Source organism: Shimia sp. FJ5 (assembly GCF_032918335.1).
Classification (GTDB): Bacteria; Pseudomonadota; Alphaproteobacteria; order Rhodobacterales; family Rhodobacteraceae; genus Shimia; species Shimia aestuarii_A.
The window spans coordinates 18,168-40,386 of record NZ_JAWJUV010000009.1; the positions used below are offsets into that span (position 1 = coordinate 18,168).

Below are 22,219 nucleotides of genomic sequence, written 5' to 3' on the forward strand. Positions count from 1 at the left end.
GCTGAAGATGGGCTTGGTTGGTCGGGATGTCGATATGTACAGGTTTGCTGAACAGTGAATATTGACTTTTTGGTGAATATGAGGGAAAAGAAGCTAAATCTGCTGAACAGTGAATATGGAAGAAATCGCGAACATAGAGCCGGAACTTATGGAAAGCCTGGGCGACAGCTTTGAGGCGATTCCTAACGCTCACTTGGGCGAAATCTCCTGGGAACTGGGGATTGGCGGGCGTTTGCGCCCGGATGCAATCCTTGACGCTGTCTTGGCAGGTCGCGAAATCGCCTTCGTGGTCGAAACCCGAGGCGATGTGTTTCCACGAGACGCACGAGAGATTGTCTGGCAGCTCAAACGATACCTGCGGGAGTTGGATAGCTCCAACCGGCGGTATGTTCCGATGATCCTTGCACGTTCGGTTTCGGAAGGGGCTCGGGACTTCCTTCAAGAAGAGCAGGTCGCCTATCACGACCTGAGTGGATCGCTCTTTGTCAGCGTCGATGAGACGTTTGTGCTGATCGAGAGGCCGAAACCCAAGCGGGCCAAGCGGCGAGCCATGAACGTTTTCAAAGGAACCCGTGCACAGGTCTTGCACTCCTTGTTCGATCGTCCAGGCGAATGGGTGAGTGGCTCGGAAATCGCCGAATATGCTGGTGTGTCGGCCGCAACCGTGTCGGAGACCTTCAAGGAACTTGAGCGCCGCGATTGGCTGGACGTGAGAGGGGAGGGGCCTGCGAAACGGCGCAGGTTGATCCGGCCGGATGTCCTCCTGGATGCCTGGCGTGACAGCATTCTGGCAGGTCGTGTGTCGAAGCGGAGCCGGTATTACGTTCCGCGGATGAAACCCGAGGACATGGCCCGCGAGATCGAGGGTGCAAACTACTATGACGACTTCGATCTGGAGTTCACCGGACAGTTTGCCGCCCAGGCATATGCGCCGTTTCTTTCAAATGTCTCTGACCTGACGGTGCGGGCCTTTGGAAAGCGGTCACTGGATTGGCTCATCTCCACTTTGGGCGCCCGCGAGGTTTCCGAAGGTGCAAACCTCGTCGTCATTGACGCGAAACCAATGAAGCAACGTCACAGGATGTTTGACGAGCGAAAACGCTTGTTGGCCTCGCCCTTGCAAGTCTATCTCGACCTGCTGGAAGATCATGGTCGTTCGAAGGAAATGGCAGAGCATCTGCGCTCTCAAAAACTGGTGTGGCAATGAAGAAACCGACGGCCATTCAGGGCTACAACCAAACTGTCACCGAGGCTTGTGAGCGTGTGCTCGTCACGCTGATCCGCCATCTGGGACCGTGGCGCGACTCCATCATTCTCGTGGGTGGCCTGACGCCACGCTACCTTATCAAGGAACGTCCGCCGGCGGTGCCCGCGCATGCGGGAACCGGGGACGTTGATGTCGTTGTGGACATGAAGCTACTGGCAGATACCGAGGCCTACCGAACGCTCGAGGACAACATCAGGGCCATCGGGTTCAAACGGTCAGAAAACGATGAGGGCAAAAAACTCTCATGGCGCTGGCAGCAAGAGTTGGTCGACGGTACGGTTCTGATCCTGGAATTCCTGGCGGACGCCGGAGATGAGAGGGGCGGAGCGTTACAGGAATTGCCCTCGGAAGGTGCGGTTTCGGCAATCCATATTCCACACTCGGCAATGGTGTTGGATCACCATGAGACAGTGGAGATCACAGCCGAACTGCTGGACGGCGGTGGCGTCACGACCGAAACCATCCGGCATGCCGACATTGTCAGTTTCACCTGCCTCAAGGCGTTCGCGTTTGATCACCGGGCCGAACCCAAGGATGCGCACGACCTTTGCTATTGCCTTGAGCACTACAAAGGCGGAACGGAGGCTTTGCGTTCTGCATTCGATGCCGCACTGGCTGGCAAGCACGCAGAAACCGTCAAGGCGGCGATCGGCATCCTCGCGCGGCGTTTTTGTGATGGCGACGGGTTTGAAGGCTATCAGAAAGATGGCCCGGTCGCCGCAGCGCGATTTGAGGGTGCAGAGGACTGGATGCCCGACAATCGGATTCTTCGGCAGCGAGACTTGAGCGCCGTTGTTCAGGATGCCATCGAGCCATTCATCTGATCTTGGTCCGGCGGGGTAGGGGGCTTACCGCTCTGAACTCCACCGTCTCATCCCCGTGCGAGCAAGGGGATCGCGGGTCTGGCGGACCGACGCCGCCCGCGCAATGGCCTGCCCGCTCCATTCGCTGACGCTCCCGTGTTGACCATGCCCGGGCGGCCTGATGCGTCCGCCATTTCCTCCCGCGTCCCGCACGGGGACGAGACAATGGAGGATCACATGGCAAAGCCCGACATCTACACCCGTATCACAGAGAAGATCATCGCTGATCTCGAGGCTGGCACCCGACCCTGGCACAAGCCCTGGAATGCCGAGCACCTCGCCGGTCGCATCACCCGGCCCTTACGCCACAACGGCATCGCTTACCGCGGCCTCAACATCATCTTGCTCTGGGCCGCGTCCGTCGCCCATGGCTTCGCCGCACCCACCTGGATGACTTACCGCCAGGCACTCGAACTCGGCGGGCAGGTCCGCAAAGGTTCCAAGGGCCAACTCGTCATCTATGCCGACAAGCTCCGCAAGACCGAGACCGATGAGGCGGGCCAAGACCGCGAGGTCGAGATCCCCTTCATGAAAGGGTACACGGTTTTCAACGTCAATCAGATCGAGGGACTGCCTGAGACCTACTACGAGGTGACAGAGCCGATGCCCGAGACCGCCGAGCGAGATGCCACCGCGGAAGCGTTCTTCGCTGCGACCGAGGCTGATATTCGCCATGGTGGCAACCAGGCCTTCTATGCGGTCGATGCAGACTATGTGCAGATGCCGCCGTTTGAGACCTTTGAATCCCCCGAGGCGTATTATTCAACCCTCGGCCACGAGGTTTGCCATTGGACGCGCCATCCGAAGCGCCTTGATCGCAGCTTCGGTCGCAAATGCTGGGGCGACGAAGGCTATGCCCAAGAGGAATTGGTTGCTGAGCTTGGGGCAGCGTTTCTGGCCGCTGATCTGGGCCTGTCGCCGGAACCGCGTGATGAACACGCCGCCTATATTGCGCATTGGCTCGAAGGTTTGCGTAATGACAAGCGGTTCATCTTCCAGGCTGCTGCTCACGCTCAGAAAGCCGTTGATTACCTGCATGGGCTGCAACCAAACACGGATGAGGTCGCCGCATAGGCGGCCTCAATACCTTGGAAGCGAAACGATAGAAATCCTCAGTGCGCGGCATCAGTGCCGCGACGGCGCTTCGACTATGTCATCGGTGCTGAGTTGGAAACAGGCGTGCCAAAGCGGCGTCTTCCAATAGGTCTTGTCGGACCGCCGGTCGCTTTCCGAGGTCTCATCCAGAAACCCGATCCAGCTTAGGGGCCGCAAGACGTGGGTGAAGAGAAACCCCGCATGGTCGTAGTATTCCCGATCATAGACACCTTGCCGTTCCAATCCGTAGAGCGTCTTCACCAGATGCTGCTCGGTCAGGCCCTGTTCTGCCTCGATGTTGATGATGTTGAGAAAGATGTCCCAGTTGCCCGGCGCCGTGAACTCGGACCTGGCAGTGCGGGCGTGGTTGTAGCGGAAGAGGTAGGTCTCGGCGAGGTCGGCGAAGAAGGCGCCACGGTTTGAAGCTGAAGCCTTGGCTTTCTTTGAGACCTGGAACTTGCCCTTCACGTGGCGACCTAACTTCATGACGACCATGAGATCATGCACGACCATGGCTGGCGCGACATCCCATTCATTGAGGACCTTGTTCAATCGCAGCAGTTCCTCTGCCTTGTAGTCCGGCCAGGGTGAATTCTCTGCCATCCAGTGCGCGAATTTCCGGTTGAACGCCTTGGTCTGTGTCAGCCGGATCCCGCCGTGTGTGTCGGCATAGGTGAAGGCGAGCTCCATGGCCTGCAGCAGCCGGGATTGGTCCAGGACAGGGTCGTCATCGGCAATGGGTCGAAGCTTGATCATGCCCCGCCATATCAGGTTGTGCAGGGACGTGTCATTCTGGTCGTGGCTGGTTCATCCAACCACAGGCATCATCCATCGTGGACGTTTCCAATCCTTTTGCGGTCTGGCGTGATTGGCACGCAGCCCGGCCACCTCGGTTCCCCTCTCGTTTTCTTTCTGATGCAATCTCCGTGACCTGGCCCGGCTGCCGGGCGCGGCTTTCAGCCACCCCCTTCAAGCAGAACTTTCCCCTGGCGGCTCACGCCACCATTCCTCGCGCGCCAAAGTTCAGCCTGACAGCCGGCCCGGGCAGACACGGTCTCCCGTTTGCATCGAAAACGAAGGAGAACTGATATGACCAAGTACTACACCGTCACGACCCCCGACACCGGCAAGGATGGCAAAACCCGCTTCCACAAGGTGGGTGTCGCCTTCCCGCAGAACGAAGGCGCCAAGTCCTTCATGACCATCCAGCTCTTCGCAAATCCGGTGAATGGCGAGCTCGTCCTCTTCGAGCCTAGGCCCGACAGCGACGACGGCCAGGTCGCCGAGTGACCCGGCCGAGGAGGGGCCTTGCGTCCCTCCCATCAAACCTCACCGACATCTCATACGAAGGACAGACACAATGGAACTTTTGCCCCAATCCATCCTCGACCAGCTGGCCGCCAATGGCCGCGCCAACCAGGAGCGCATCGAAACCGGTGAATATACCATCGACTTCAAACCGGTGGTCAAGCTCTTCACGCCTGACGGCGGCGCCACCTGGCTCCTCAGCGAAACCGATCCTGAAGACCCTGACATCGCCTTCGGTCTTTGCGATCTCGGCCTTGGCTATCCGGAACTGGGTTCCGTTCGGCTCAGCGTCCTCAAGGCGCATCGTGGCCGTCTTGGCCTACCGATTGAGCGGGACCTTCACTTCAACGCAGACGCGCCACTCGGCACCTATGCCGACCGCGCCCGTGAGGCCGGAGGGATCGTCACATGAGAACGAACATTCGTCCTGAACACATCAGCGCCTTCGAGGCGCTGACTTCGGGAGAGCACGACAATTTCGCGCTGTTCTCCTGCTTCCTCGATGGCGAACCAGCCGTGGCAATCGTCGCCGTGACGCCGCCGGAAATCGAGGACGGTGAGTACCAAATCACACCGCTCTTTGTCGGTGTTACGAAAGACATGGTGCTCACGGATCACGATGGAACCGCAGCCTGAATGACACCTGAAAGCTGTTTTGAAACCTTCAAGGTCACCCGTTTCGGGTGGCTTTTCTCTATGCCTTTACGCCCCCGTTTTCGACGTGCCTCAGACAGAGCCGGTGCTTCGGCATGTACGTCATACCCATGAGAACTAAGGCCAATTCGGTCATCGAGGATTGGACCTTGAGGGCATTCCAAAACGCTCATTCGACTCCCAGACTCACCCTGTTTCAGCTAAAGACGAATTGACATGAAGGTATGAAATATATAAAACGTGGTAAGAAGAGACATTGGCAGGATATGGCAAATGTATACACATTTTGTCCGAGGGGTCTGAGGTGGCGGCACGCGGCAAAAACCTGACGATTGAACAGCGGATCGAGATCGCACGGCGGTTCCAGGCCGGCGAGGCGGGGCGGGATTTGTCAGCCGAATTCGGTGTGTCGCTGCGGCACGTGTCGCGCCTGGCAAAGGAGGAGATCGGTGAGGGTGTAGCGGTCCGCGATCCATCCGAAGTGGTTACCTTCCGGGCGTCTCAATCCGAGCTTCAGGCATTCGACGCAGACTGGCAGGCACGAGGTTTTGCCAATCGCAGCCAGGCGCTGAAAGCAGTCGTGCGGGCACGCTGTGGGTTCATGGATGTGACCGCAGATCGGCTCGATGGGTTTGTCGGGGCCTGGCGTCAATCGCGCGATCTGACCGATGCCGGGATGGCCCTTGCCAAGGCGGTACGGCGGGGACGGTTGGTCCTCACGGACGAGGATCGGGCACTGGTTTCCGAGCTTGTCGAACTGGCACAGAAGATGACCCGCGACCTTGGTGCGATGAAGGATCTGGCGCAGGTGCAGCGCGGGGCAGGGCTGCCGGATATCGTTGAGGCAAATGAGGCAGAGAGCGTAAGGGAGGTCACCGCAAATGGCTGATCCCCTTTCCCTCTACACCTCGGTCATGGGGCGCCTCTGGGAAGATGAGCGCATCCGGGGAAAGGCCCAGGCGCGGATCGATGCGCGGTTGGCTGGGCGCAGGCAAGGGCGCAGCTATGCGCGCGTCGGGCGGCTCTCTGTGCGCAACATCGCGAAGGCGGCATCCGGTCAGAGCCGGGCTGCGGTGTTCAAACGGATCAGGGCAGGAGGGTGCAAGACGCGGGCCAGCCTTGGCAACCAGCTTTCCTATATCAACGACAAGGCGGTCTTTACCTACTCGACGATGACCAACCCGCTGGATGACGCGGCGGTTCTCACAGGTGCGCAGAAGGAAGAGATCATCGAAGCTTGGTCCGAGACCTGGCGCGGCACGACCAAGCTTGGCTTCACCTCGCATATGCTTCTGTCTTTCCCCACGGATGTCAGCACCGACACGGTCCGCGACATCGCGCTCGACTGGGCCGAGCATTTCTTTGAGAGCGGCGAATATGGCGACCAGTGGGATTACTTGCTGGCGGTCCATGACGACCGCGCGCATCGCCATGCGCATATCGTTCTGAACAATCGCGGCCGCGAACACGGGACCTGGTTCTCTTGCTGGGCCGAGGGGGTGATGTCGCCCCAGCTCATGCGTGAGAAGCAGGCGGAGATCGCTGAGGGCTATGGCGTGATGCTGGACGCCACCACCCGGCTTGAGCGCGGCATCTTTGCCAAGGCTCCCGGCATCGAGGAGATTTACCGCGCCAAGGAAGAGGCACGTCTGCCGCGCGAAATCGCGATGACGCCGGAAGAATCCGCCATCGCCCAGGCGCAGGTCGTGGGCTTTGCCAAGGACTATGCCAAGCTCGCCGATCTGCTCGATCGTATGGACCAGCGCCACCTTGCAGGCGCTGTGCGAGCGATGGCCAAGGGGCTTGGCACTAGTACCGTTCACCAGTTCACCGCAGGAGAGATTGATATGAATGACATCCAGACCGTCGGGGATGCGATCGAGTATTCCGAACGCACCATCGAGGCCCTGCGGCTCAAGGCCGAAGAATTGGACGGCCAGGCACGCGCCAGCTTCGAGGTGAAAGCCGCACCGATCATTCGCGATCTGTCGCAGATGGTGCCAGACCCCGATCTGCGGGCGCGGTTTGGTCGGGACCTGGCCGAACCCTATCCGCCGGGCGCAGGGGACGTGCGCATGGTCGAAGCACTGCAATCCGGGCGGGACGAGGCTCTGGAAGGCATCCTGTCAGATGCGCAGGAAGCGGGGATCGACGGTGATGATCTCACCGCCCGGATCGTCTCGGGCGGCACTACAAACTACGGGTTGGCGCAGGATTGGGTCGAGCGGGACATGGGGGCGGTCTTGGCGAAGGACGGCCTCACGGTCGAGACTGCTAACGACGACCAACTCGATGCGGCGCTCGAGAAGGTTGATGGTGTGATGGATCGCATCATGGAGCGCGCCCGGGATATGGGTGTACCTGTCGGGGCGGGACTCAGTGTTGAAGATGGGCAAGACCTCTCTCTGGTCGACGATGCAGACCGAGGACCGAACGTCTATCTGCAGGAACTGGCGGATATGCTGAAAGAGGGCACACTCACCGAGGACCAGGAAGAGGTGGTCGAGCGGACCTTGCAGGCTGAGCTCTTCAAAGAGCTGGGCGAGGAAGGCCTGGCCGAGCTGCGGCGCGGCAACTACGCGGTTTTGGAAGAAGCACTACCCGGCAAGATCGATCAGATCACGGTCACGCAGGAATTCCTCGAAATGACCCACGAAGAAACCGGCGATCAGGTCTTTACCGAACGTGCTGCCGCCCTGCAGCAGGACAAGGTGACGGAGGTGGCCCGGCAGATGGAAGCCGAGCAGGCCAAATCCCGAGAGCTCGGGCGCGATCTCGACGACGAAATGTCCTTCTGATCGGAGCACCTTATATGAAACCCATCCCTCTCTGGGCCGCGGTGCCCTTCGGTCTGATCTGTGGCACGCTGCTGGGCACCATTGTCGCCAGCTTCTACCTGGCGCTGGCGCTGCGCACCGGATATGGCCAGTTCGACATGTTTGCGGTCTGGCGTGCCGGTGCAGGGTTGCGCCTCGCTCATCCCGAAGCCTTCAAGGTAGCCTTTGGGGCTGTTGGGTTCGGAGCACTTGGGCTTGGTGTCCTCGCCGCCGCCTGGACGTGGAAACGGGAACAGTACGACTATGGCTCGGCCCATTGGCAGACCAAAGCGGAGCTTCGAAAGAACGGCATGCTGCAAGGCCCGGGCAAAGGCTTTGTCTGCGGCAAGCTCGGTAAGCCGAATTCCAAAGCTGACTTTATCTCCTCCACCGAAATCCCGCATGTGATGATGGTGGCGCCAACCCGGGCCGGTAAAGGCGTGGGTTTCGTGATCCCGAACCTTCTGTCTTTCGCGGGCTCGGTCGTGGTTCTCGACGTCAAAGGCGAGAATTTCGACAAAACCTCGCGGCTGAGGGCGTTGAATGGCGACGAGGTTTTCCGGTTCAGCCCGTTTGACTGGGCCAACAGCACTCATCGCTACAACCCGCTGGCCCGCATTGCAGCCTATCCCAGCTTCGCGCAACAGTTTACCGAGGTGTCGATCCTGGCCGATCTCTTCCTCGACAAGGACAACAAGACCCTCGACACTTTCTCGGAAGCCGGCAAGTCGATCTTCGTGGCCGCCTGTCTGCTGGCAATTCAGCGCGGGACACCCACCTTAGGCGAGGTCAACAAGATCGTCTCGGCAGGGGATTACAAGAACGCCCAGTACAGCGCCTATGCCGAAGAAGCGAAGGAAGAGGTGGTGCGTGAGCTCTGGACCAATGCGGCCAGCGCCTCGTCACGGCTTTTGACCTCGAACATCCAGGCGCTGATGACTGCCGGCCTCAAGCAATGGGACAACCCGGCGGTGCGCTCGGCGACCGAGGCGAGTGACTTCGACTTTGGCCGGTTCCGGCGCAAACCGCATTCGCTCTATATTGTGGTTTCCGAGGATCACATCGCAACGTTGGCACCCCTCCTGCGTCTCATGTTTGCCGATCTCATTGCAAGTCTACGCCTGAACGAACCGGGTCCTGATGAGCCTTGGCCGGTCATGATGATGATCGATGAATTCCAGCAGATGGGGGCGATGCCTTATCTCGAGCGCGCAATCCATTCGCTGGCAAGCTATGGTGGGCGCGTGGCGATGATCGCGCAGTCGCTGGCGGCTCTGGATCGCATCTATGGGTCCGAAGGCCGTGAGAGCCTGGAAAACGGGGCAGGGCTCAAGCTCTACATCACGCCGCGTGACCAACGCACCGTTCGGGAGGTATCGGCGGCAGTTGGCAGCACCACCCGAGAGGCCATCACACGCATGTATGGGCGCAACAAGGGCATCCTTGGCGCGACCTCGACCAGTGCGCGGCTGGAGGAGCGACCGCTGTTGTCGGAGACCGAGGCACGGCTGCTCGATCCGGATGAGGTCATCATTCTCGCTTCGCCGCAGCACCCGATCAAGGCGCAGCGGATCAAGTACTACGATGATCCGATGTTCAAAGGGATGGTCGAGCAGCAGGAGGGCAGGGACTACCCCTATCCACCGAGCGTGGAAGGGGTGGGGCCATGGGTTGATGGTGATGATGACGGGGAGGATGTTGAGGAGGAGGACTCAACCAGCACGCTGAGGTCGCGGCGGCGACAGGCGCGCGCGATGCGGGCGGTGGCCGCGAAACCCGATGCAGAGGATTTGCGGCCGGAGGATATGGACCGTGACGAAGGGGTGCCGCCGGAGTGGGAGCAAGTGCTGGACCGGCAGGAGAGTTTTATCGGGGATCTGTTGGCAGAATAGCTGTTTCAGCCCAACACCAACAATTCTGCAATCCCTCGCTTCCCCTCAGTCCGCCCCAACTGCACGATCACATCAATCGATTTTCGAATATAGGTCTGCACTTCTGCAAAGGTCAGCGGTGTTCCGGCCTGGAGAACCATGATTGCCAGCCGGTCAATGGCAAGTTCTGCTGTTTCGGCGTGAATTGTCGACACCGACCCGCCATGCCCAGTGTTGATCGCTTCGAGGTAAGTGAGAGCTTCCGCACCTCGCAACTCGCCGACAACGATCCGGTCTGGTCGCATTCTGAGCGAGGCTTGCAACAGTGCACCAGCTGAGCGCGGGCTGTCCTTGATTCGACTCGCGAGCAGGCAGACTGAATTTGGCTGGTGCGGAAACAGCTCGAGCGCATCCTCAATTGTGATGAGCCGCTCATTGTCAGGAACATGCGTCAAAAGATGACGCGCAAAGGTCGTCTTACCCGTTGAGGTCCCGCCACTCACCAGGATGTTGAGGCGGTTCTCAACAAGCTGCTGCAGTGCTCCAGTCAGATCGGTTTCTGCCTGTTTCGAAATTGCTTTCAGCTTCTCCTCTCGAATGTCGGTCAGAGAAACAGCTTTGCCCTGAAGGTAGGTGGGCTCATAGTTGCGAATGTTGGTTTGCCCAAACAGCCGGATGGTGATCGCGGCCCCTTGCTCCACAGCAGGCGAAACCACGACCTGCACCCTTAGCGGTCTCCCCCGAAACTCTACTTTTCCGGACACCAGCGGGTTCTTTTCGGAGACTTTGCCCTTGGCATCGCCGACCATGGTCGTGCCGAGGTTGACCGCATCAACTGCGTCTACGGCCTTGTCAGCACATTCCATCGCAATGGAACCACGTCGTTCGATCCACACCCGACCGTCCGGATTGATGGCCAGCTCGATGACGTCATCATCGGTCAGCCAGTGTTCAAAAGGTGCAAGATAGCGTTCGAGATAAGAGGAAGGGAATACTTCTATATTCAATGAATAATAACATCCCTGTCCACGAGCACGGTCACACCCGCACCCTGATCTACATAGATTGTCGGCGACATCGAGACCTGATCGGCGATGACGGAACTGGTGGCGTCAGACAGATCGGAGCCAATATCCGCAAGAACGTCGGATGCGGTTTCGTCATTGACGCGATCGGCGGCTACGGAGGGGGCAGCCCCGATGATCGAGATCAGCGCAGCGCCACCGAAGCGTTCAAGGAATTTGGTGTCGACGAGGCCGGTTATGCCGGAGCGGCCAAGCCGATCAGCGCCGACAGAGGCGATATTGATTGAGGTTCCGTCGGGTGTGAGGATACGGGTCCAGAGGATCAGAATTCGCTTCTGGCCGACTTCGACACCAGAGCGGTATTGTCCGAAAAGCCGCGAGCCGCGCGGGATCAGGATACGGTCCCCGGTGAATGCTGGGACCGGTTCAGAAACCACCGCTACAACATTGCCGGGCAGATCGCTGTTGATCGCAGTTTGCAGCGCGGCCTGGATCACGGAGCCTTGTGCGAGCGTGCGATCCGGGAATTCCATACGCGCGGCCTCTTCGATCTCAAGAGGGCGTGCGGCGGTTTGGAGATAGACCTCGTTTTCATTCAGGGGCGCACTTGCGCCCGCCGTTCTGGAAACCGCTGTACCAGAAGCAGCGGAACTCCCCTGACCATCCGAATACACGACTGCGGGCGATCGTATCTGAGCCGTCAGCAACTCCGCGGCCGCGCGTTCCTCTTCTTGCCGTCGTCGTTCCTCCAACAACCGTTGATCAGCGATCAGAGCACCCTGCTGAATCTCGGTTTCCAGTGCCTCTCGTTGTGCGCGCTCGGCATCAAGCAGGCTTTGCAGGCCGGAAAGCTTTGCATCGCTTTCGCGCTCGAGAGCTGTCAATTCACGCTCCCGTTCCGCGATCTGTTCCTCCAGTGCCTTGGTCTGGGCATCAAAGGCTTCGCGCAGATCCCCAACAGCGGCCTGGATTTCCGCGTTGCGGGCCGATTGACTGGCCGCCAATGCCTCACGTAGCTGCGCCAGTTCGTTCAGGACCTCCTGGCTCGGTTCGGGGGCAGGGGCCGCAGGCACGTCGAGGGCTTCCTCCACCGCAATGAGCGCATCATTGACGCGACGGTCGCTTTCATCCGGGGGGAACTCCAGGCGTCCACCACCGGGGCGGCCGTCCTGAAAGGGTGTGACCTCGGATGTCTCAAGTTGTGTTGGACCGTCCTGGGCGCTGCTCGCCAACCAGTAGGCTACTCCCGCGCCGCCAAGAGCGAGGGCGATTGCCAGAGCTCCTACACCGATGCCGCCGGACCGGGGTTTCGGCTTGCCATCCTTGAACGTGTCGAGGCGTTTTTGCAGATCAGGATCGTCGGCCATGGTCAATTGCTCACGTAGATGGCGGATTGATCCCGCGCGATGCAGAGCGCTTCGTCACCAATCCGCAGGGTCCAGTAGTCGTTCACGCCGAGCACGCGGACGGTATTGCCGTCTTGCGTCCAGTTGACCGTGCGTTCACGACCCTGATCGTCGACCTTGAAGATGGCTGGCTGTCGGGTGTTTTCCGGGAAGGTGAAATACGTATAGCGCCCGTCGTCATAGACTGTTGTGGGGCGGAAATCGCTCTCGCCCGAGACGAGATAGGCGTAGTTGCGCGGCGCCTCAAAGCCCTTTGCGGTACTGGGACGTGAACGCCGAGCCTCTTCGGGGTATTTGAACCGTACCTCGAAAAACATGCCAGTGCGGTTCGGGATCGACCCTTCACGCAGATGGAAGGAATAGCTGCGCCGGTTGGTGATCACCGTCATGTTGGTCGAGGCCCTGGCGACATGCGGCTTGATGGTCAGCACATTGCCAAGCTCGGGGATCGGATCGACCTGGAAGCTTTCCGTGTCGCCAACGATGACCGCTTCGAACCGTTCGCCACGGCCAAAGTGGATCGTGGTCGAATGGCGCAAATCGGTTTCGATCCGGAAGACCTGGTTCTCGTTGTAGACGGCATAGCGGATGCGGATATCGAGCGGACCGCCCTGGGGTGTTGCCTCGGCGGAGACCAGGGTGGGGAGTGCTGCAGCAAGCAGGAAAGGTGTAATGAACTTCATGGGAAATCAATTCTCGAGAGTTTCGGCATCGACGCGGTAGGAGGTGACGACGAAGCCAAGGGGGTTGGCCCAGACATCCTGCAGGCGTTGGCGGGTTTGCGGGCGGAATTCGTACGCCAGCGTGGCGACGTAGGGTCGGGTCACAGTTCGAGTGTCGCGCTCACGCCGCAGCGTTCGCGTGAAACGGACCTGGGCGACGCCCGGCTCGATCTGGTTTACCGAGCGGATCACAACGTCGATCTTGGCTTCGCGGCCATAGACCGTAATCGGATAGTCCTCGTTTGATGAGGACCAGAGATCGCGCAGGGTGCGGGCGGCGTCACTGTCAGAGCGATCAAGCACCGAGTTGATACGCTGTTCGCCATCAGTGAGGTCATAGGTTTCCCGATCATCGACGTAAGCCACGAGATTGGCCTGGATGATGGCATCGCTTTCATTGAGGGTGAGGGCCGCGACCTGCGAGACGCGGTCCATCTCGCCGGTCTCCTTGTCGACCACGACGACGAAGGTCTCGACCGATTTCAACGGGAAGAGAGAAACGGCGCCGAGGAACCCGGCAAGCCCGACAATGATGCCGGCGGCTGCCACGAAATACGCAAACCGTTCTCGTCGCCGTGGCCCGTAGATAAAATCCGCCTCGAAGGCGTCGCGTGCTTTGCTCATTGTGTCTCAGGGGGTCTGGTTGGGATTTCGGAAGGATTTGGCGCGGGCAAGGAGCGCGCCGGGTGATTGACGAATGACCTGGCCGGTTTTGACGAGGCCGTCGCTGGTGGCATGGCGCAACTCATGAGGTGTTTTCCCGGTAGCCATGCGGGCGGCCCCACCGGTTCCATATTCACCAGCGTTCACGACGCCTTGCCGTGCCAGACCGGTAAGGCCGATGGCATTCGAGGCGATGCCGACCACACCGGTCAGGTTTGAGGCGATGTAGGGCACCGAGGCCATAATGCCCGCGCTCAGGATCAGGATGACAAGGAAGGGCAGGATCAGGCTGATCGTGGCCACATTGTCGGGGTCGGCCGAGGAAGCCCCGATGTTTTCGGCGATGGCGACGATGATCCCGGCGGCGCCCGCAGCCGCCACCGGCATGAGCGCGTAACCGACGGTTGCACGCGACCAGGCCTCGAAAAGCGATTGGGTCGGCTTAAAGAGCGAGGCCAGGATCATGAAGGGCGCGATGACGATCATCAGCGTGAAGACGATCTTGGCGAAGGCGATGATCCCGGCGGTGACAGCGGCGAAGATCGCCGATAGCACGAAGAAGATCGCGCCCAGCACGGCACCAAACACCCAGCCCGCGTTGTCCCCGATGGTATCGCCATAGGCGGTGATGCGGTTCACCATGGAATCGAGGCTTTCGTAAACGCCCGCCTCGTCACCGGAGGCCGTGAGCGACAGAATGCGCGCGCCAATTGCGTCCGGCACATCGGTGACGATGCCATAGATGACGGAAAAATTGTCCCAACTCTGGGCGAATATCCCGACCAGGGCCAGTTTGATGCCGAAGGCGAAAGCGCTTCCGAATGTCATCGGTCGAAGTTGCATGACCACATTGATGCCGAGCAGGATCAGTAGCACACCGGATCCCACGGATATCACATCACCAACTTGACCCGCGGCCTGGACAAACCCGGCTTCGGCGACAGTGTCGATGGCCGTGTCAACCTCACCCAATATGTCGCGAATGATCCCCATTACTCGGCGCAGACCTCTTCAAGCTTATTTTCAACAGCGTCGGCTTGCCCGCGTAGAGCAATGACATCGAAGGGGAGTTTCGGGTTGTCAGACGTTTGAAACCGGTCGGTCGCTAGAATCGCATCTTCCCAACCAACCAGGTCAAATTGGCAGCCACAGAATTGCGTCTCAACTGCGTGTTCGGCAGCGACGATCCGCAAAATCTCCCGGTACCCGTTCCGGACATAAGCGAAGGAATGCAGATCACGGGGCGGGCGCGGCGTGTCACACGCCTGAGTTGGCTCTTCGGGCTGTGTCATGGTCTCGAACCCGTCTGAGGTTTGAGCTGCGATTGGCGTAGCAAAGATCAATAGACTGCCGACGGCGACGACCGCGCTCCACGCGCTGGCGGCGTACTGATCGAGGTGGACGCTCCACCCGCTGACGGCGTTCCGTCTCATTCGGGGACCTCCATGGAACGGAATTTGCGCTCGGCTGCGAGGGTGGCGGCATCGACAACACCGAGCTGACCCGCACTCACGCCTTGTGCGGCTTCCAGACGCCAGATTTGGGTCATGATGATCCCGAGCTCCGCCGTGACACGGGTGTTGAGATCGACGGCGGCCCTGAGCCCGTCCTGATCGTCAATGAGCCCGACCATGGTTTCGATACGTTCCAGACTGGCGCCTGCTTCTTCATGGCTTTCCTGGGCAGCAACCGACAGCATCGCGCTGGCCCCGGCGGATGTAGCGAGGCGCGTGTCTGCGGGCTCAGATGAGGATGACAGGGTGGCGAGGCTTTCCGACGTCAGGCCTGAGCCGCGCAGAACCGATTCAACCTGTCCTGAGAGATCGGCACCATCGACAAAGCCGGACAGGAAATCGCCTTCCGCAAGCGATTGCAATGTGGTCAAGGGGGCGACAAGCTTGCCCTTGAGGCGCTCGAATTCCTCGATGGTCGCAAAGAGCTCGCCAACACCTGAACCTTCGATCAGGGAGCGGAGTTGAGCTTCGAGGTTCAGAAGCTGGGAGAGTTGGGTTTCCAACTCCTGACGCATGGTGGCCAGTTGTTCGAGTTGAACATTCAGGTCCTCCGCCATGTGTTCGATCTGCAGGACCAGTTGGCGAAGCTGCTGCCCGTCGAACGTTGGCACGCCTTGAGCGATGGCCGGGGGGACGAAAGCAGGGGATATGGAGAGCGCAAGCGCTGCGCTCGCACCAAGCAGAAAGCGTTTCATTCAGATACCTCCATGGCCATGAATTTTCGCTCCTCCAACCGGTCCACCATCAGATGCTGGGCATGCGCCACCTCGCGGGTCTGGTTCGCGGCCATCAGGCGCGTCCGGAGTGAGAGGATGCGGGCGATCTCCGCCCGCGCGTAGGTGTTGAGTTCCATCGCCGCTTTGACGTTGGGCTGTGCATCGATCTGGCGAATGATGGCAGCGAGGCGGTTGACGACCTGTTCGGTCGTCGCGTGCGCATCGGCGGCATAGTAGAGGCTCGCATCCGAGATGTTCGAATTCTCAGCCAGTGCCATGTCGGTCGGGGTCAGCGTGCCAAGCGCATCGGCGCCGCCGATGACAGCAAGGTATTCGTTGTAAAACTTCGAGATATTGCGGACGTAGCCTTGCGTTTCCTTGAAGGGCGGTACACCGCCATATTCGATGACACGCCCCGGTCCGGCATTATAGGCGGCCAGTGCGTTCGGAATGGTGCCGAAACGGTTCAACTGTGTCGTGATGTAACGCGCGCCACCACGCAGGTTGTCCATAACATCATAGCGATCCACACCCATATCCGCAGCGGTACCGGGCATGAGCTGGGTGAGGCCGTAAGCGCCAACCGGGCTTTGTGCTGTGACGCTGAACCGGCTTTCCTGCTTGATCAGCGCCTGGAAGAGACAACGCCATTGCGTGGGTGACAGCCCCGCACGGGCCACACCCGGCGCGCTGGCGAAATCACCGGCGACGCGCACGATCATCATCTCGATGGTCTCGCGCCCCTCTCCGAAGAGCCGGGCATCCATCGGGTGGTTGCTGACCGCAGGATAGATGCCTGAGGCCGGAAAGCTGCCGCCGGTTTCCAAATGGGCGATATCAAACCCTGCACCTGTCATGGCTGAGGTCATCTCTTCGAGCACGCGGAGTTGCTCGGCCTGAACCTCGGCCAGTTGGTCCTGGGCGGAGGTCGTCTCGCGCTGGACCGACATGTCCTCGCCAAGACCGCCCAAGATCGCCACAAGTCGGCCAATCCCGGAATTGTCCTGGGTCGGAACGCCTTGGGCCAGTCCAGCCGAAGGCCCACAGCACAGGACTGCGCATATGAAGAGCGCGCGGTACATCAGCTGCCGTTCAACGGTTCAAATACACAGTCCTTGGGTTCGTCCGGTGACTGCGTCGAAAGGGAAAGTGCGAGCGGCGTCATTGCATTGCGGGAGACAACCGGCTCGCCAGTCTTCCCGAAACAGGGTGAGGTTTGTTCGGTGTAACGCTCACAGGCGGCAACGCCGAGAAGGGTCATCATCAACAAAGCTACTCGCATTTCGTTCTCCAGAAATCAGGGGTGTTGCGCCATTCGGCGCCAACTTGCGCTTCGCCGGTCCGCCCACCCCCGAGGATCGGGAGCAAATCCCCGAGGGCAGACAGATCGGCATCGACAAAGAGGCTGTCACCGGCGGACCGCACCAGCGCGATGCGTTGACCGGCGGTGGGCTGGGTGAGCAGGGCAGCTTCTTTTTCTGAGACGCGTAGGAAATCGTAGTCACCTGCTGTGGCGCGGTCATTGGGGAAGAGGATCTGGGTCGGGACGGTTTCAACGATGGTTTTGCCGACCCGGGCTTCGCGCAGCTGGCTGGGGTATTGCGTCATCATGATCACGACGCAGTTCATCTTCCTGAGTGTCACCAGCCAACTCTCAAGCCGCGCCCCAAAATACGCGTCATCCAGCAGCTTCCATGCCTCATCGAGTACGATGATGGTCGGGCGTCGATCTTCGACCACGCGTTCGATCTGGCGAAAGATGTAGGAGAGTACCGCCATGCGTTCGGTCGACATATCGAGGATCTCGGTCATGTCAAAACCGACGATGTCGCTGTCGAGTGCCAGGGTGGGCCCGGACGGGTTGGCGGCAAAGACCCAGCCGTAGCGCCCACCGGGCACCCATTCGCCCACGCGCGATTGCAACTCGCCGCCATCATCGAGGGAGCGGAACAGGGTCTCGAAACTCTCGAATGTCTGCAGTGAAGTCCCGGCTTCCGCGTTCTGGCGCACCGCGTTTTGAATATGACGGGATTGCTCGCCTGACAGGGTGCCGTGGGTGGAGAGCAGTGTGCCAAGCCAATCGGACAACCAGGCCCGGCCACGCTTATCGGTCTCGGTGGCGAGCGGGTTCAATCCGGTTGGCACGCCAGCACGCACCTCGTGATACTTGCCGCCCAAGGCACGCACGGCCATTTCAAGGCCTCGGTCCTTGTCAAAGAAGAAGAGCCGCGTCCCGACCCTTTGGGACTGCGCCGCCAGAAAGGCGGTGGTCAGGGTTTTGCCGGTGCCGGTCCGGCCCAGCACCAGCGTATGGCCGACGGCGGGTTCCTTGCCCGCATGGCCTGCCTCGTGGAAATTGAACCGGTAGCCAGAGGTGCCAACGGAAGGCAGCACGGTGATCGGTTCACCCCAGGGGCTGTCCTTGCCACCTCGGCCTTCGACTGAGCCATGCAGGGCGGCGAAATCGGCGAAGTTGATTGAGGAGATCGGTGTGCGCCGCGCCCGGTAGCCGAAGTTGCCCGGGTGTTGTGCAAAATAGGTGGCTTTAAGTGCCATGTTTTCGCGCACGATCACCGCCATGATTTCCTGGCCCGCGCGTTTGATCTGGGCGGCTGCGCGTTCGAGCAAGTCGCGACTTTCGGCATAGACTGCGACGGAGAGGTGATGATTGCCGAAAGCAATTCTCCCCGCCTCCTGGTCATCTGCGGCAATGGCAAGCTGGTCTCGCAGCGAAACAGCGGCATCATCCGAGGCATGCATCTGACGGATGATCCGCTGGATGCGCTCGGCCATGATGTTGGTTGGGATCGGCGTGAATGAATTGGTCAGCACGATGTCGAGTGGCAGATCGAGCCCGTCGAGCAGGGTGACATCGGTGAGTGCCGGGTAGGACTTGATGCTGAAAAGCGCGCCGTAGCGTGTGGCGCCGGTTGTGGCGCAGTCGATCCGCGCCGTGTCACCCTCAAAGGTAGCACGGACGTCACCTAGTTGATGTGACAGGGGCAGGGCGCCTTGGCCGAAGGCGACGGGCGCGAAGGCGCCTGAGTTCAGCGTGTTCAGAAACCCGAGCCACTCACCACCAGCCGTGGTCAGCCGTTTGGGCCTGGCATTGGCCAGCGCGACTTCAAAAAATCCGACAACCTCGTTGAGCTCCTGCATCCGCGCCGAACGGTTCTTAACCCAGCCCTTGCGGGCAAGGCCGCGAAGGAGGGGCAGGCGGGAGGTCAGTTCGGGCCGACGCAGGATGGTGAGATAGAGCTGTGTCTTCTTGGGTTGCAGGCCTGTGACATGGCGCTGCCAGCGCCGATCGATTTCACCGGCAAAACAGTCGCCTTCAATGGGCTGCAATGCCAGATCCTGTGGTACGGAAATCCGGTGCACGTAGAACCCGAAGAGATCGCCAGTTTGAGCAACGATGGCTGCAACGGCCCGGCGCAGCGCGTCGAGTTCCGCGTCCGGCGTGGTCATTGGGTTGAGGCCATCAAGGCGCAGGGTTGCCATCAGGTCGCCCTCGCGCAGGATCAGCACATCATCTGCAGCCCGCGAGAAATACGGCAGATGCTCCGCGAGAAAACTCTCCCGCGCGAAAGCGCCGCCGTCGGCTGCTAAAAGGGCAGGGGGCACAGATTTGATGCCATCAAGCGCCAAAGCTATCGCCTCCATGCAGAGGTCGGTTCTTCGTCGTGCGAACCGAGCCGTAGGAAACCCGCAGCACCTCGAAGAAATGCGGTTCCTTGTCAGCGACAAACCAGAGCACCGGGTAGGTAATGATCCCGATCAGGAAGAAGATCAGCGACTTGGTCCAGATGAAGGGCAGAACGACGCCCGAGGCCAGCACCACGAGGTAGCCGACAGGTAGGCCGAGATATTTCGGCGGACGTGCAAGGCCGAGGAAGAGAGGGGATCGTTCTACCACTGNCGAGGCCAGCACCACGAGGTAGCCGACAGGTAGGCCGAGATATTTCGGCGGACGTGCAAGGCCGAGGAAGAGAGGGGATCGTTCTACCACTGCTTTACCCACGCCTTAGGTAAAGCCGTCGACGATGGTACCGGCCGAGAAGATCAGCACGATGCCGATGATGACCGAGGCGAACCAGCCCCAGTTCAGGCGTCCCATCATGCACATGAAGCCGGTACCGATGACGGCCAGCGTGGCGACTGCAATGCCGATCGGACCCGTCAGCGCGGCTTCGACCGTCTCCAGCATGGTTTGGATCGGAGAGAGGTCTTGCGCGAAGGCAGGTCTTGCCAGAAACGCCAGGGTTGTGGCGGCAGGCAATAGGTGTCGGAGACGAGGTATTCTCATTGGGATTTCCTTTGGTGAATTAGTTGAGGCCGATGACAACGGGCACCCGCGACGTTCCGTGAGTGGCGGTGCGGGTTATGAGCTGCTCGGCAGGCTGTCCGGAAAGACGTGCTCGGATGCGATGAATGCGCGCGATGTAATTGCGCGTCTCTTTGAATGGGGGAACGCCGCCATATTCGCGAACCCGGTGCGGGCCAGCGTTGTATGCGGCCAGCGCCAGGTCGATGTTGCGAAACTCTGACAGCTGGGCCAGCAGGTATCGCGCCGCGCCTTCGAGGTTTTGCTTGGGATCGGTCCGGTCAACGCCCAGGCTTCGCGCCGTGGCTGGCATCAACTGGCCCAAACCATAGGCGCCTTTCGGGCTGACGGCTGTCGGATTGTAGCTGCTTTCTGCCTCGATCAAGGCCTGGAACAGAAAATGCCATTCGGTGGCAGTCAGTCCAACTGCACGCAGACCGCGGTTTTCCGCATGCCGTTCGGAAGTTGTGCGGATGGCGGTGAGGATCGAGTGACGACCTTCAGGAACAGGCCCGTCTTCACGCGCGACAGCAGGCTCTACAGTTTCTCGGTCATGAAAATTCCAGCCGGAGGTTCTGACGCTGCCGTCAGCCTTGATCACCATCAGGTCCGCCATCGCCCTCCGGGGCGTTGCGGATATCGAGATCGAGAGAGACAGGGCGGCCGTCACCATAATTGGTGTGATGATTGACGAGCCCCGGCCAGAGCGCGAAATGGCGCACCTTGGGTCCGTGTTTCTGGACCTTGGCCGCGACCAGGATGAGTTCCTCGTCCCCGACGCTATAGACACACTGGTAAAGCGGCTTCCCGTCACCTGTGCCCCCCACGAGTTCGTACCGACAGGTGAAGTCTACCTTCCTCGCGATGAGGTCCTTCACACCATCCAGTGTGATCAGACTCAGGTGTCTAGCTATCGGCATGGTCTCTCCCTTTGAGAGACCTTCTTACATGATGCAAATGACACGGAAACTACAGTTAGAGTCAATATATATAAAACGTAGAAAATAGAAAAAGATGGCGAAAGCGTGAATTCGCCGCTACGTTGAGCCGGATTTTGGCCGTCACACGGAGGGGTAGATGCGTTCGTTCATTCTCAGCTTGGTTTTGTCAGTGGTGATTCTGCCGGTCACGGCAAAGCAATCTCGTGCTTACGACATGGACTGCGCGATCATGCTCTGCATGGCCGGAGGGTTTCCATCGAGTGCCGTTTGCGCGGCTGCCTACGCGGAGATGATCCGCCGGATTACACCCTGGCCAGTTCGACCACCGTTCGGCATTTGTACCTTTGCGGCCGTTCCCATCGAACTCGGTGGGCCGGGTGGGGAAGGGGAGTTGGACATATCCATCCCCGAATATGCATGGCTGCGGAAAACCCGGGTTCTTTGGTTCTACGGACGGTCATATGAATCGCGCGACGATCCGCGTCAGTGGGACTGGTACGTACGATCGTGCGATCACGAAAACCGATACTGCCGATATCATGTGCGCGTTTTCGGATCACACAAGCCCTGGCCCGAGAGTTTTGTCAGCGAGAATGGCCAGTCGATTTCATTTCCGAGTAGCGGAGGACGCTTTAGCTTTTTCCATAGGGCCGTAATGGTCGAATACGGCGACTACGAAGGCAACATGGATCACTCGGAGTGGTTTCGCTACTGATTTCCAATTAACACGCTATTTGGTTGAGTCTATCCGACGAATTTCGATTTGCTCTTCGTCTATGTCTTCCGGGTCGACAAACCACATCTTGCTGATCTTTCCGGTGTTCCAGCGAAATTCGCGCCAGACCAGGCTCATGCCAGCCGAAGTCATAATGTAACCTTCGGCTATAGGTTGTGCGGTGAGGCGAGGAGGGGGTCTGATGCCGGAGAGTGCAGAATCCTACGCTAAGGCTATTTGGTCATCTTTTGGGCCACCTGTATTCGCCGGTGAGAAGGATGTGCGCCCACCCGAGGGGTGAGATATGCGCTAGCAGGTC

The 22,219-nt window shown here is 59.7% G+C and carries 25 protein-coding genes; 10 read left to right on the top strand and 15 right to left on the bottom strand.

The window, feature by feature from the left end; all coding sequences use genetic code 11:
* The first annotated feature begins 115 nt into the window (after positions 1–115).
* The 3 genes from R1W01_RS17480 (at position 116) to R1W01_RS17490 (ending at position 3,204) form a co-directional block, all read left to right on the top strand.
* Positions 116–1,207 carry a MarR family transcriptional regulator gene (locus tag R1W01_RS17480; RefSeq protein WP_317275387.1) on the top strand — a complete coding sequence of 364 codons (1,092 nt, stop codon included), beginning with the start codon at positions 116–118 and terminating at the stop codon, positions 1,205–1,207.
* On the top strand, positions 1,204–2,091 hold the full coding sequence (locus tag R1W01_RS17485; RefSeq protein WP_297754053.1) for a nucleotidyl transferase AbiEii/AbiGii toxin family protein: 888 nt from the start codon (positions 1,204–1,206) through the stop codon (positions 2,089–2,091). Before R1W01_RS17480 ends, R1W01_RS17485 begins: the two co-directional genes overlap by 4 nt.
* A 216-nt stretch (positions 2,092–2,307) precedes the next feature.
* Positions 2,308–3,204, top strand: coding sequence for an ArdC family protein (locus tag R1W01_RS17490; protein ID WP_297754050.1), 897 nt, complete (start codon positions 2,308–2,310; stop codon positions 3,202–3,204).
* Between the two features lie 51 nt (positions 3,205–3,255).
* Here R1W01_RS17490 and R1W01_RS17495 read toward each other — a convergent pair whose 3' ends face one another.
* Positions 3,256–3,981 (bottom strand): hypothetical protein, encoded by a 726-nt coding sequence (locus tag R1W01_RS17495; protein WP_297754047.1) that lies wholly within the window; start codon positions 3,979–3,981, stop codon positions 3,256–3,258.
* Between the two features lie 333 nt (positions 3,982–4,314).
* Between R1W01_RS17495 and R1W01_RS17500 the strand changes: the two genes are divergently transcribed.
* The 6 genes from R1W01_RS17500 (at position 4,315) to R1W01_RS17525 (ending at position 9,895) form a co-directional block, all read left to right on the top strand.
* Entirely contained in the window at positions 4,315–4,515 is a 201-nt protein-coding gene (locus R1W01_RS17500) for a hypothetical protein (RefSeq protein WP_297754044.1), read from the top strand.
* A 70-nt stretch (positions 4,516–4,585) separates the two neighbouring features.
* Positions 4,586–4,945 carry a DUF2958 domain-containing protein gene (locus R1W01_RS17505; RefSeq protein ID WP_297754042.1) on the top strand — a complete coding sequence of 120 codons (360 nt, stop codon included), beginning with the start codon at positions 4,586–4,588 and terminating at the stop codon, positions 4,943–4,945.
* Entirely contained in the window at positions 4,942–5,169 is a 228-nt protein-coding gene (locus tag R1W01_RS17510; RefSeq protein ID WP_297754039.1) for a hypothetical protein, read from the top strand. The genes R1W01_RS17505 and R1W01_RS17510 overlap by 4 nt, the downstream gene beginning before the upstream one ends.
* A gap of 322 nt (positions 5,170–5,491) precedes the next feature.
* Positions 5,492–6,076, top strand: coding sequence for a hypothetical protein (locus tag R1W01_RS17515; RefSeq protein ID WP_317275388.1), 585 nt, complete (start codon positions 5,492–5,494; stop codon positions 6,074–6,076).
* Positions 6,069–7,985 (top strand): relaxase/mobilization nuclease domain-containing protein, encoded by a 1,917-nt coding sequence (locus R1W01_RS17520; protein ID WP_297754033.1) that lies wholly within the window; start codon positions 6,069–6,071, stop codon positions 7,983–7,985. Before R1W01_RS17515 ends, R1W01_RS17520 begins: the two co-directional genes overlap by 8 nt.
* A gap of 14 nt (positions 7,986–7,999) precedes the next feature.
* Entirely contained in the window at positions 8,000–9,895 is a 1,896-nt protein-coding gene (locus R1W01_RS17525) for a type IV secretory system conjugative DNA transfer family protein (protein WP_297754031.1), read from the top strand.
* Between the two features lie 5 nt (positions 9,896–9,900).
* On the opposite strand, the gene R1W01_RS17530 is transcribed toward R1W01_RS17525, so the two are convergent.
* From R1W01_RS17530 to R1W01_RS17595, 14 genes are all read right to left on the bottom strand, one after another.
* Positions 9,901–10,881 carry an ATPase, T2SS/T4P/T4SS family gene (locus R1W01_RS17530; RefSeq protein ID WP_411028174.1) on the bottom strand — a complete coding sequence of 327 codons (981 nt, stop codon included), beginning with the start codon at positions 10,879–10,881 and terminating at the stop codon, positions 9,901–9,903.
* Positions 10,878–12,266: a TrbI/VirB10 family protein gene (locus tag R1W01_RS17535; RefSeq protein WP_297754028.1), complete on the bottom strand. Its 1,389-nt coding sequence runs from the start codon at positions 12,264–12,266 to the stop codon at positions 10,878–10,880. Before R1W01_RS17535 ends, R1W01_RS17530 begins: the two co-directional genes overlap by 4 nt.
* Positions 12,267–12,268: 2 nt before the next feature.
* Positions 12,269–12,988, bottom strand: a complete 720-nt coding sequence (locus R1W01_RS17540) for a TrbG/VirB9 family P-type conjugative transfer protein (protein ID WP_297754025.1) — start codon at positions 12,986–12,988, stop codon at positions 12,269–12,271.
* A gap of 6 nt (positions 12,989–12,994) precedes the next feature.
* Entirely contained in the window at positions 12,995–13,651 is a 657-nt protein-coding gene (locus tag R1W01_RS17545) for a virB8 family protein (protein ID WP_297754022.1), read from the bottom strand.
* Between the two features lie 6 nt (positions 13,652–13,657).
* On the bottom strand, positions 13,658–14,683 hold the full coding sequence (locus R1W01_RS17550; protein WP_297754020.1) for a type IV secretion system protein: 1,026 nt from the start codon (positions 14,681–14,683) through the stop codon (positions 13,658–13,660).
* Positions 14,683–15,123 (bottom strand): hypothetical protein, encoded by a 441-nt coding sequence (locus tag R1W01_RS17555; protein WP_297754018.1) that lies wholly within the window; start codon positions 15,121–15,123, stop codon positions 14,683–14,685. Before R1W01_RS17555 ends, R1W01_RS17550 begins: the two co-directional genes overlap by 1 nt.
* Entirely contained in the window at positions 15,120–15,899 is a 780-nt protein-coding gene (locus tag R1W01_RS17560) for a type IV secretion system protein (RefSeq protein ID WP_297754015.1), read from the bottom strand. The genes R1W01_RS17555 and R1W01_RS17560 overlap by 4 nt, the downstream gene beginning before the upstream one ends.
* Complete coding sequence (locus R1W01_RS17565; protein ID WP_317275389.1) at positions 15,896–17,002, bottom strand: lytic transglycosylase domain-containing protein; 1,107 nt, start codon at positions 17,000–17,002, stop codon at positions 15,896–15,898. Before R1W01_RS17565 ends, R1W01_RS17560 begins: the two co-directional genes overlap by 4 nt.
* Positions 17,002–17,202 (bottom strand): hypothetical protein, encoded by a 201-nt coding sequence (locus R1W01_RS17570; protein WP_297754009.1) that lies wholly within the window; start codon positions 17,200–17,202, stop codon positions 17,002–17,004. Before R1W01_RS17570 ends, R1W01_RS17565 begins: the two co-directional genes overlap by 1 nt.
* Positions 17,193–19,583, bottom strand: a complete 2,391-nt coding sequence (locus R1W01_RS17575) for a type IV secretion system protein B4 (RefSeq protein WP_297754006.1) — start codon at positions 19,581–19,583, stop codon at positions 17,193–17,195. The genes R1W01_RS17570 and R1W01_RS17575 overlap by 10 nt, the downstream gene beginning before the upstream one ends.
* On the bottom strand, positions 19,558–19,929 hold the full coding sequence (locus tag R1W01_RS17580) for a VirB3 family type IV secretion system protein (protein ID WP_317275390.1): 372 nt from the start codon (positions 19,927–19,929) through the stop codon (positions 19,558–19,560). The genes R1W01_RS17575 and R1W01_RS17580 overlap by 26 nt, the downstream gene beginning before the upstream one ends.
* Positions 19,930–19,944: 15 nt before the next feature.
* Complete coding sequence (locus R1W01_RS17585) at positions 19,945–20,226, bottom strand: TrbC/VirB2 family protein (protein WP_297754000.1); 282 nt, start codon at positions 20,224–20,226, stop codon at positions 19,945–19,947.
* 19 nt (positions 20,227–20,245) lie between these two features.
* On the bottom strand, positions 20,246–20,860 hold the full coding sequence (locus R1W01_RS17590; RefSeq protein WP_297753997.1) for a lytic transglycosylase domain-containing protein: 615 nt from the start codon (positions 20,858–20,860) through the stop codon (positions 20,246–20,248).
* Positions 20,832–21,164, bottom strand: a complete 333-nt coding sequence (locus R1W01_RS17595) for a hypothetical protein (protein WP_297753994.1) — start codon at positions 21,162–21,164, stop codon at positions 20,832–20,834. The genes R1W01_RS17590 and R1W01_RS17595 overlap by 29 nt, the downstream gene beginning before the upstream one ends.
* Before the next feature lie 157 nt (positions 21,165–21,321).
* Here R1W01_RS17595 and R1W01_RS17600 point away from each other — a divergent pair, with 157 nt between their 5' ends.
* Positions 21,322–21,900: a hypothetical protein gene (locus tag R1W01_RS17600; protein WP_297753991.1), complete on the top strand. Its 579-nt coding sequence runs from the start codon at positions 21,322–21,324 to the stop codon at positions 21,898–21,900.
* The last annotated feature ends 319 nt before the right edge of the window (positions 21,901–22,219 follow it).

Coding starts and splice junctions, on each gene's coding strand:
- R1W01_RS17490 (WP_297754050.1), top strand. CDS start 2,308: ATGGCAAAGCCCGACATCTACACCCGTATCACAGAGAAGATCATCGCT.
- R1W01_RS17590 (WP_297753997.1), bottom strand. CDS start 20,860: ATGGCGGACCTGATGGTGATCAAGGCTGACGGCAGCGTCAGAACCTCC.
- R1W01_RS17535 (WP_297754028.1), bottom strand. CDS start 12,266: ATGGCCGACGATCCTGATCTGCAAAAACGCCTCGACACGTTCAAGGAT.
- R1W01_RS17600 (WP_297753991.1), top strand. CDS start 21,322: ATGCGTTCGTTCATTCTCAGCTTGGTTTTGTCAGTGGTGATTCTGCCG.
- R1W01_RS17550 (WP_297754020.1), bottom strand. CDS start 14,683: ATGGGGATCATTCGCGACATATTGGGTGAGGTTGACACGGCCATCGAC.
- R1W01_RS17495 (WP_297754047.1), bottom strand. CDS start 3,981: ATGATCAAGCTTCGACCCATTGCCGATGACGACCCTGTCCTGGACCAA.
- R1W01_RS17545 (WP_297754022.1), bottom strand. CDS start 13,651: ATGAGCAAAGCACGCGACGCCTTCGAGGCGGATTTTATCTACGGGCCA.
- R1W01_RS17565 (WP_317275389.1), bottom strand. CDS start 17,002: ATGTACCGCGCGCTCTTCATATGCGCAGTCCTGTGCTGTGGGCCTTCG.
- R1W01_RS17520 (WP_297754033.1), top strand. CDS start 6,069: ATGGCTGATCCCCTTTCCCTCTACACCTCGGTCATGGGGCGCCTCTGG.
- R1W01_RS17540 (WP_297754025.1), bottom strand. CDS start 12,988: ATGAAGTTCATTACACCTTTCCTGCTTGCTGCAGCACTCCCCACCCTG.
- R1W01_RS17570 (WP_297754009.1), bottom strand. CDS start 17,202: ATGCGAGTAGCTTTGTTGATGATGACCCTTCTCGGCGTTGCCGCCTGT.
- R1W01_RS17575 (WP_297754006.1), bottom strand. CDS start 19,583: ATGGAGGCGATAGCTTTGGCGCTTGATGGCATCAAATCTGTGCCCCCT.
- R1W01_RS17595 (WP_297753994.1), bottom strand. CDS start 21,164: ATGCCGATAGCTAGACACCTGAGTCTGATCACACTGGATGGTGTGAAG.
- R1W01_RS17500 (WP_297754044.1), top strand. CDS start 4,315: ATGACCAAGTACTACACCGTCACGACCCCCGACACCGGCAAGGATGGC.
- R1W01_RS17555 (WP_297754018.1), bottom strand. CDS start 15,123: ATGAGACGGAACGCCGTCAGCGGGTGGAGCGTCCACCTCGATCAGTAC.
- R1W01_RS17560 (WP_297754015.1), bottom strand. CDS start 15,899: ATGAAACGCTTTCTGCTTGGTGCGAGCGCAGCGCTTGCGCTCTCCATA.
- R1W01_RS17505 (WP_297754042.1), top strand. CDS start 4,586: ATGGAACTTTTGCCCCAATCCATCCTCGACCAGCTGGCCGCCAATGGC.
- R1W01_RS17510 (WP_297754039.1), top strand. CDS start 4,942: ATGAGAACGAACATTCGTCCTGAACACATCAGCGCCTTCGAGGCGCTG.
- R1W01_RS17485 (WP_297754053.1), top strand. CDS start 1,204: ATGAAGAAACCGACGGCCATTCAGGGCTACAACCAAACTGTCACCGAG.
- R1W01_RS17525 (WP_297754031.1), top strand. CDS start 8,000: ATGAAACCCATCCCTCTCTGGGCCGCGGTGCCCTTCGGTCTGATCTGT.
- R1W01_RS17585 (WP_297754000.1), bottom strand. CDS start 20,226: ATGAGAATACCTCGTCTCCGACACCTATTGCCTGCCGCCACAACCCTG.
- R1W01_RS17480 (WP_317275387.1), top strand. CDS start 116: ATGGAAGAAATCGCGAACATAGAGCCGGAACTTATGGAAAGCCTGGGC.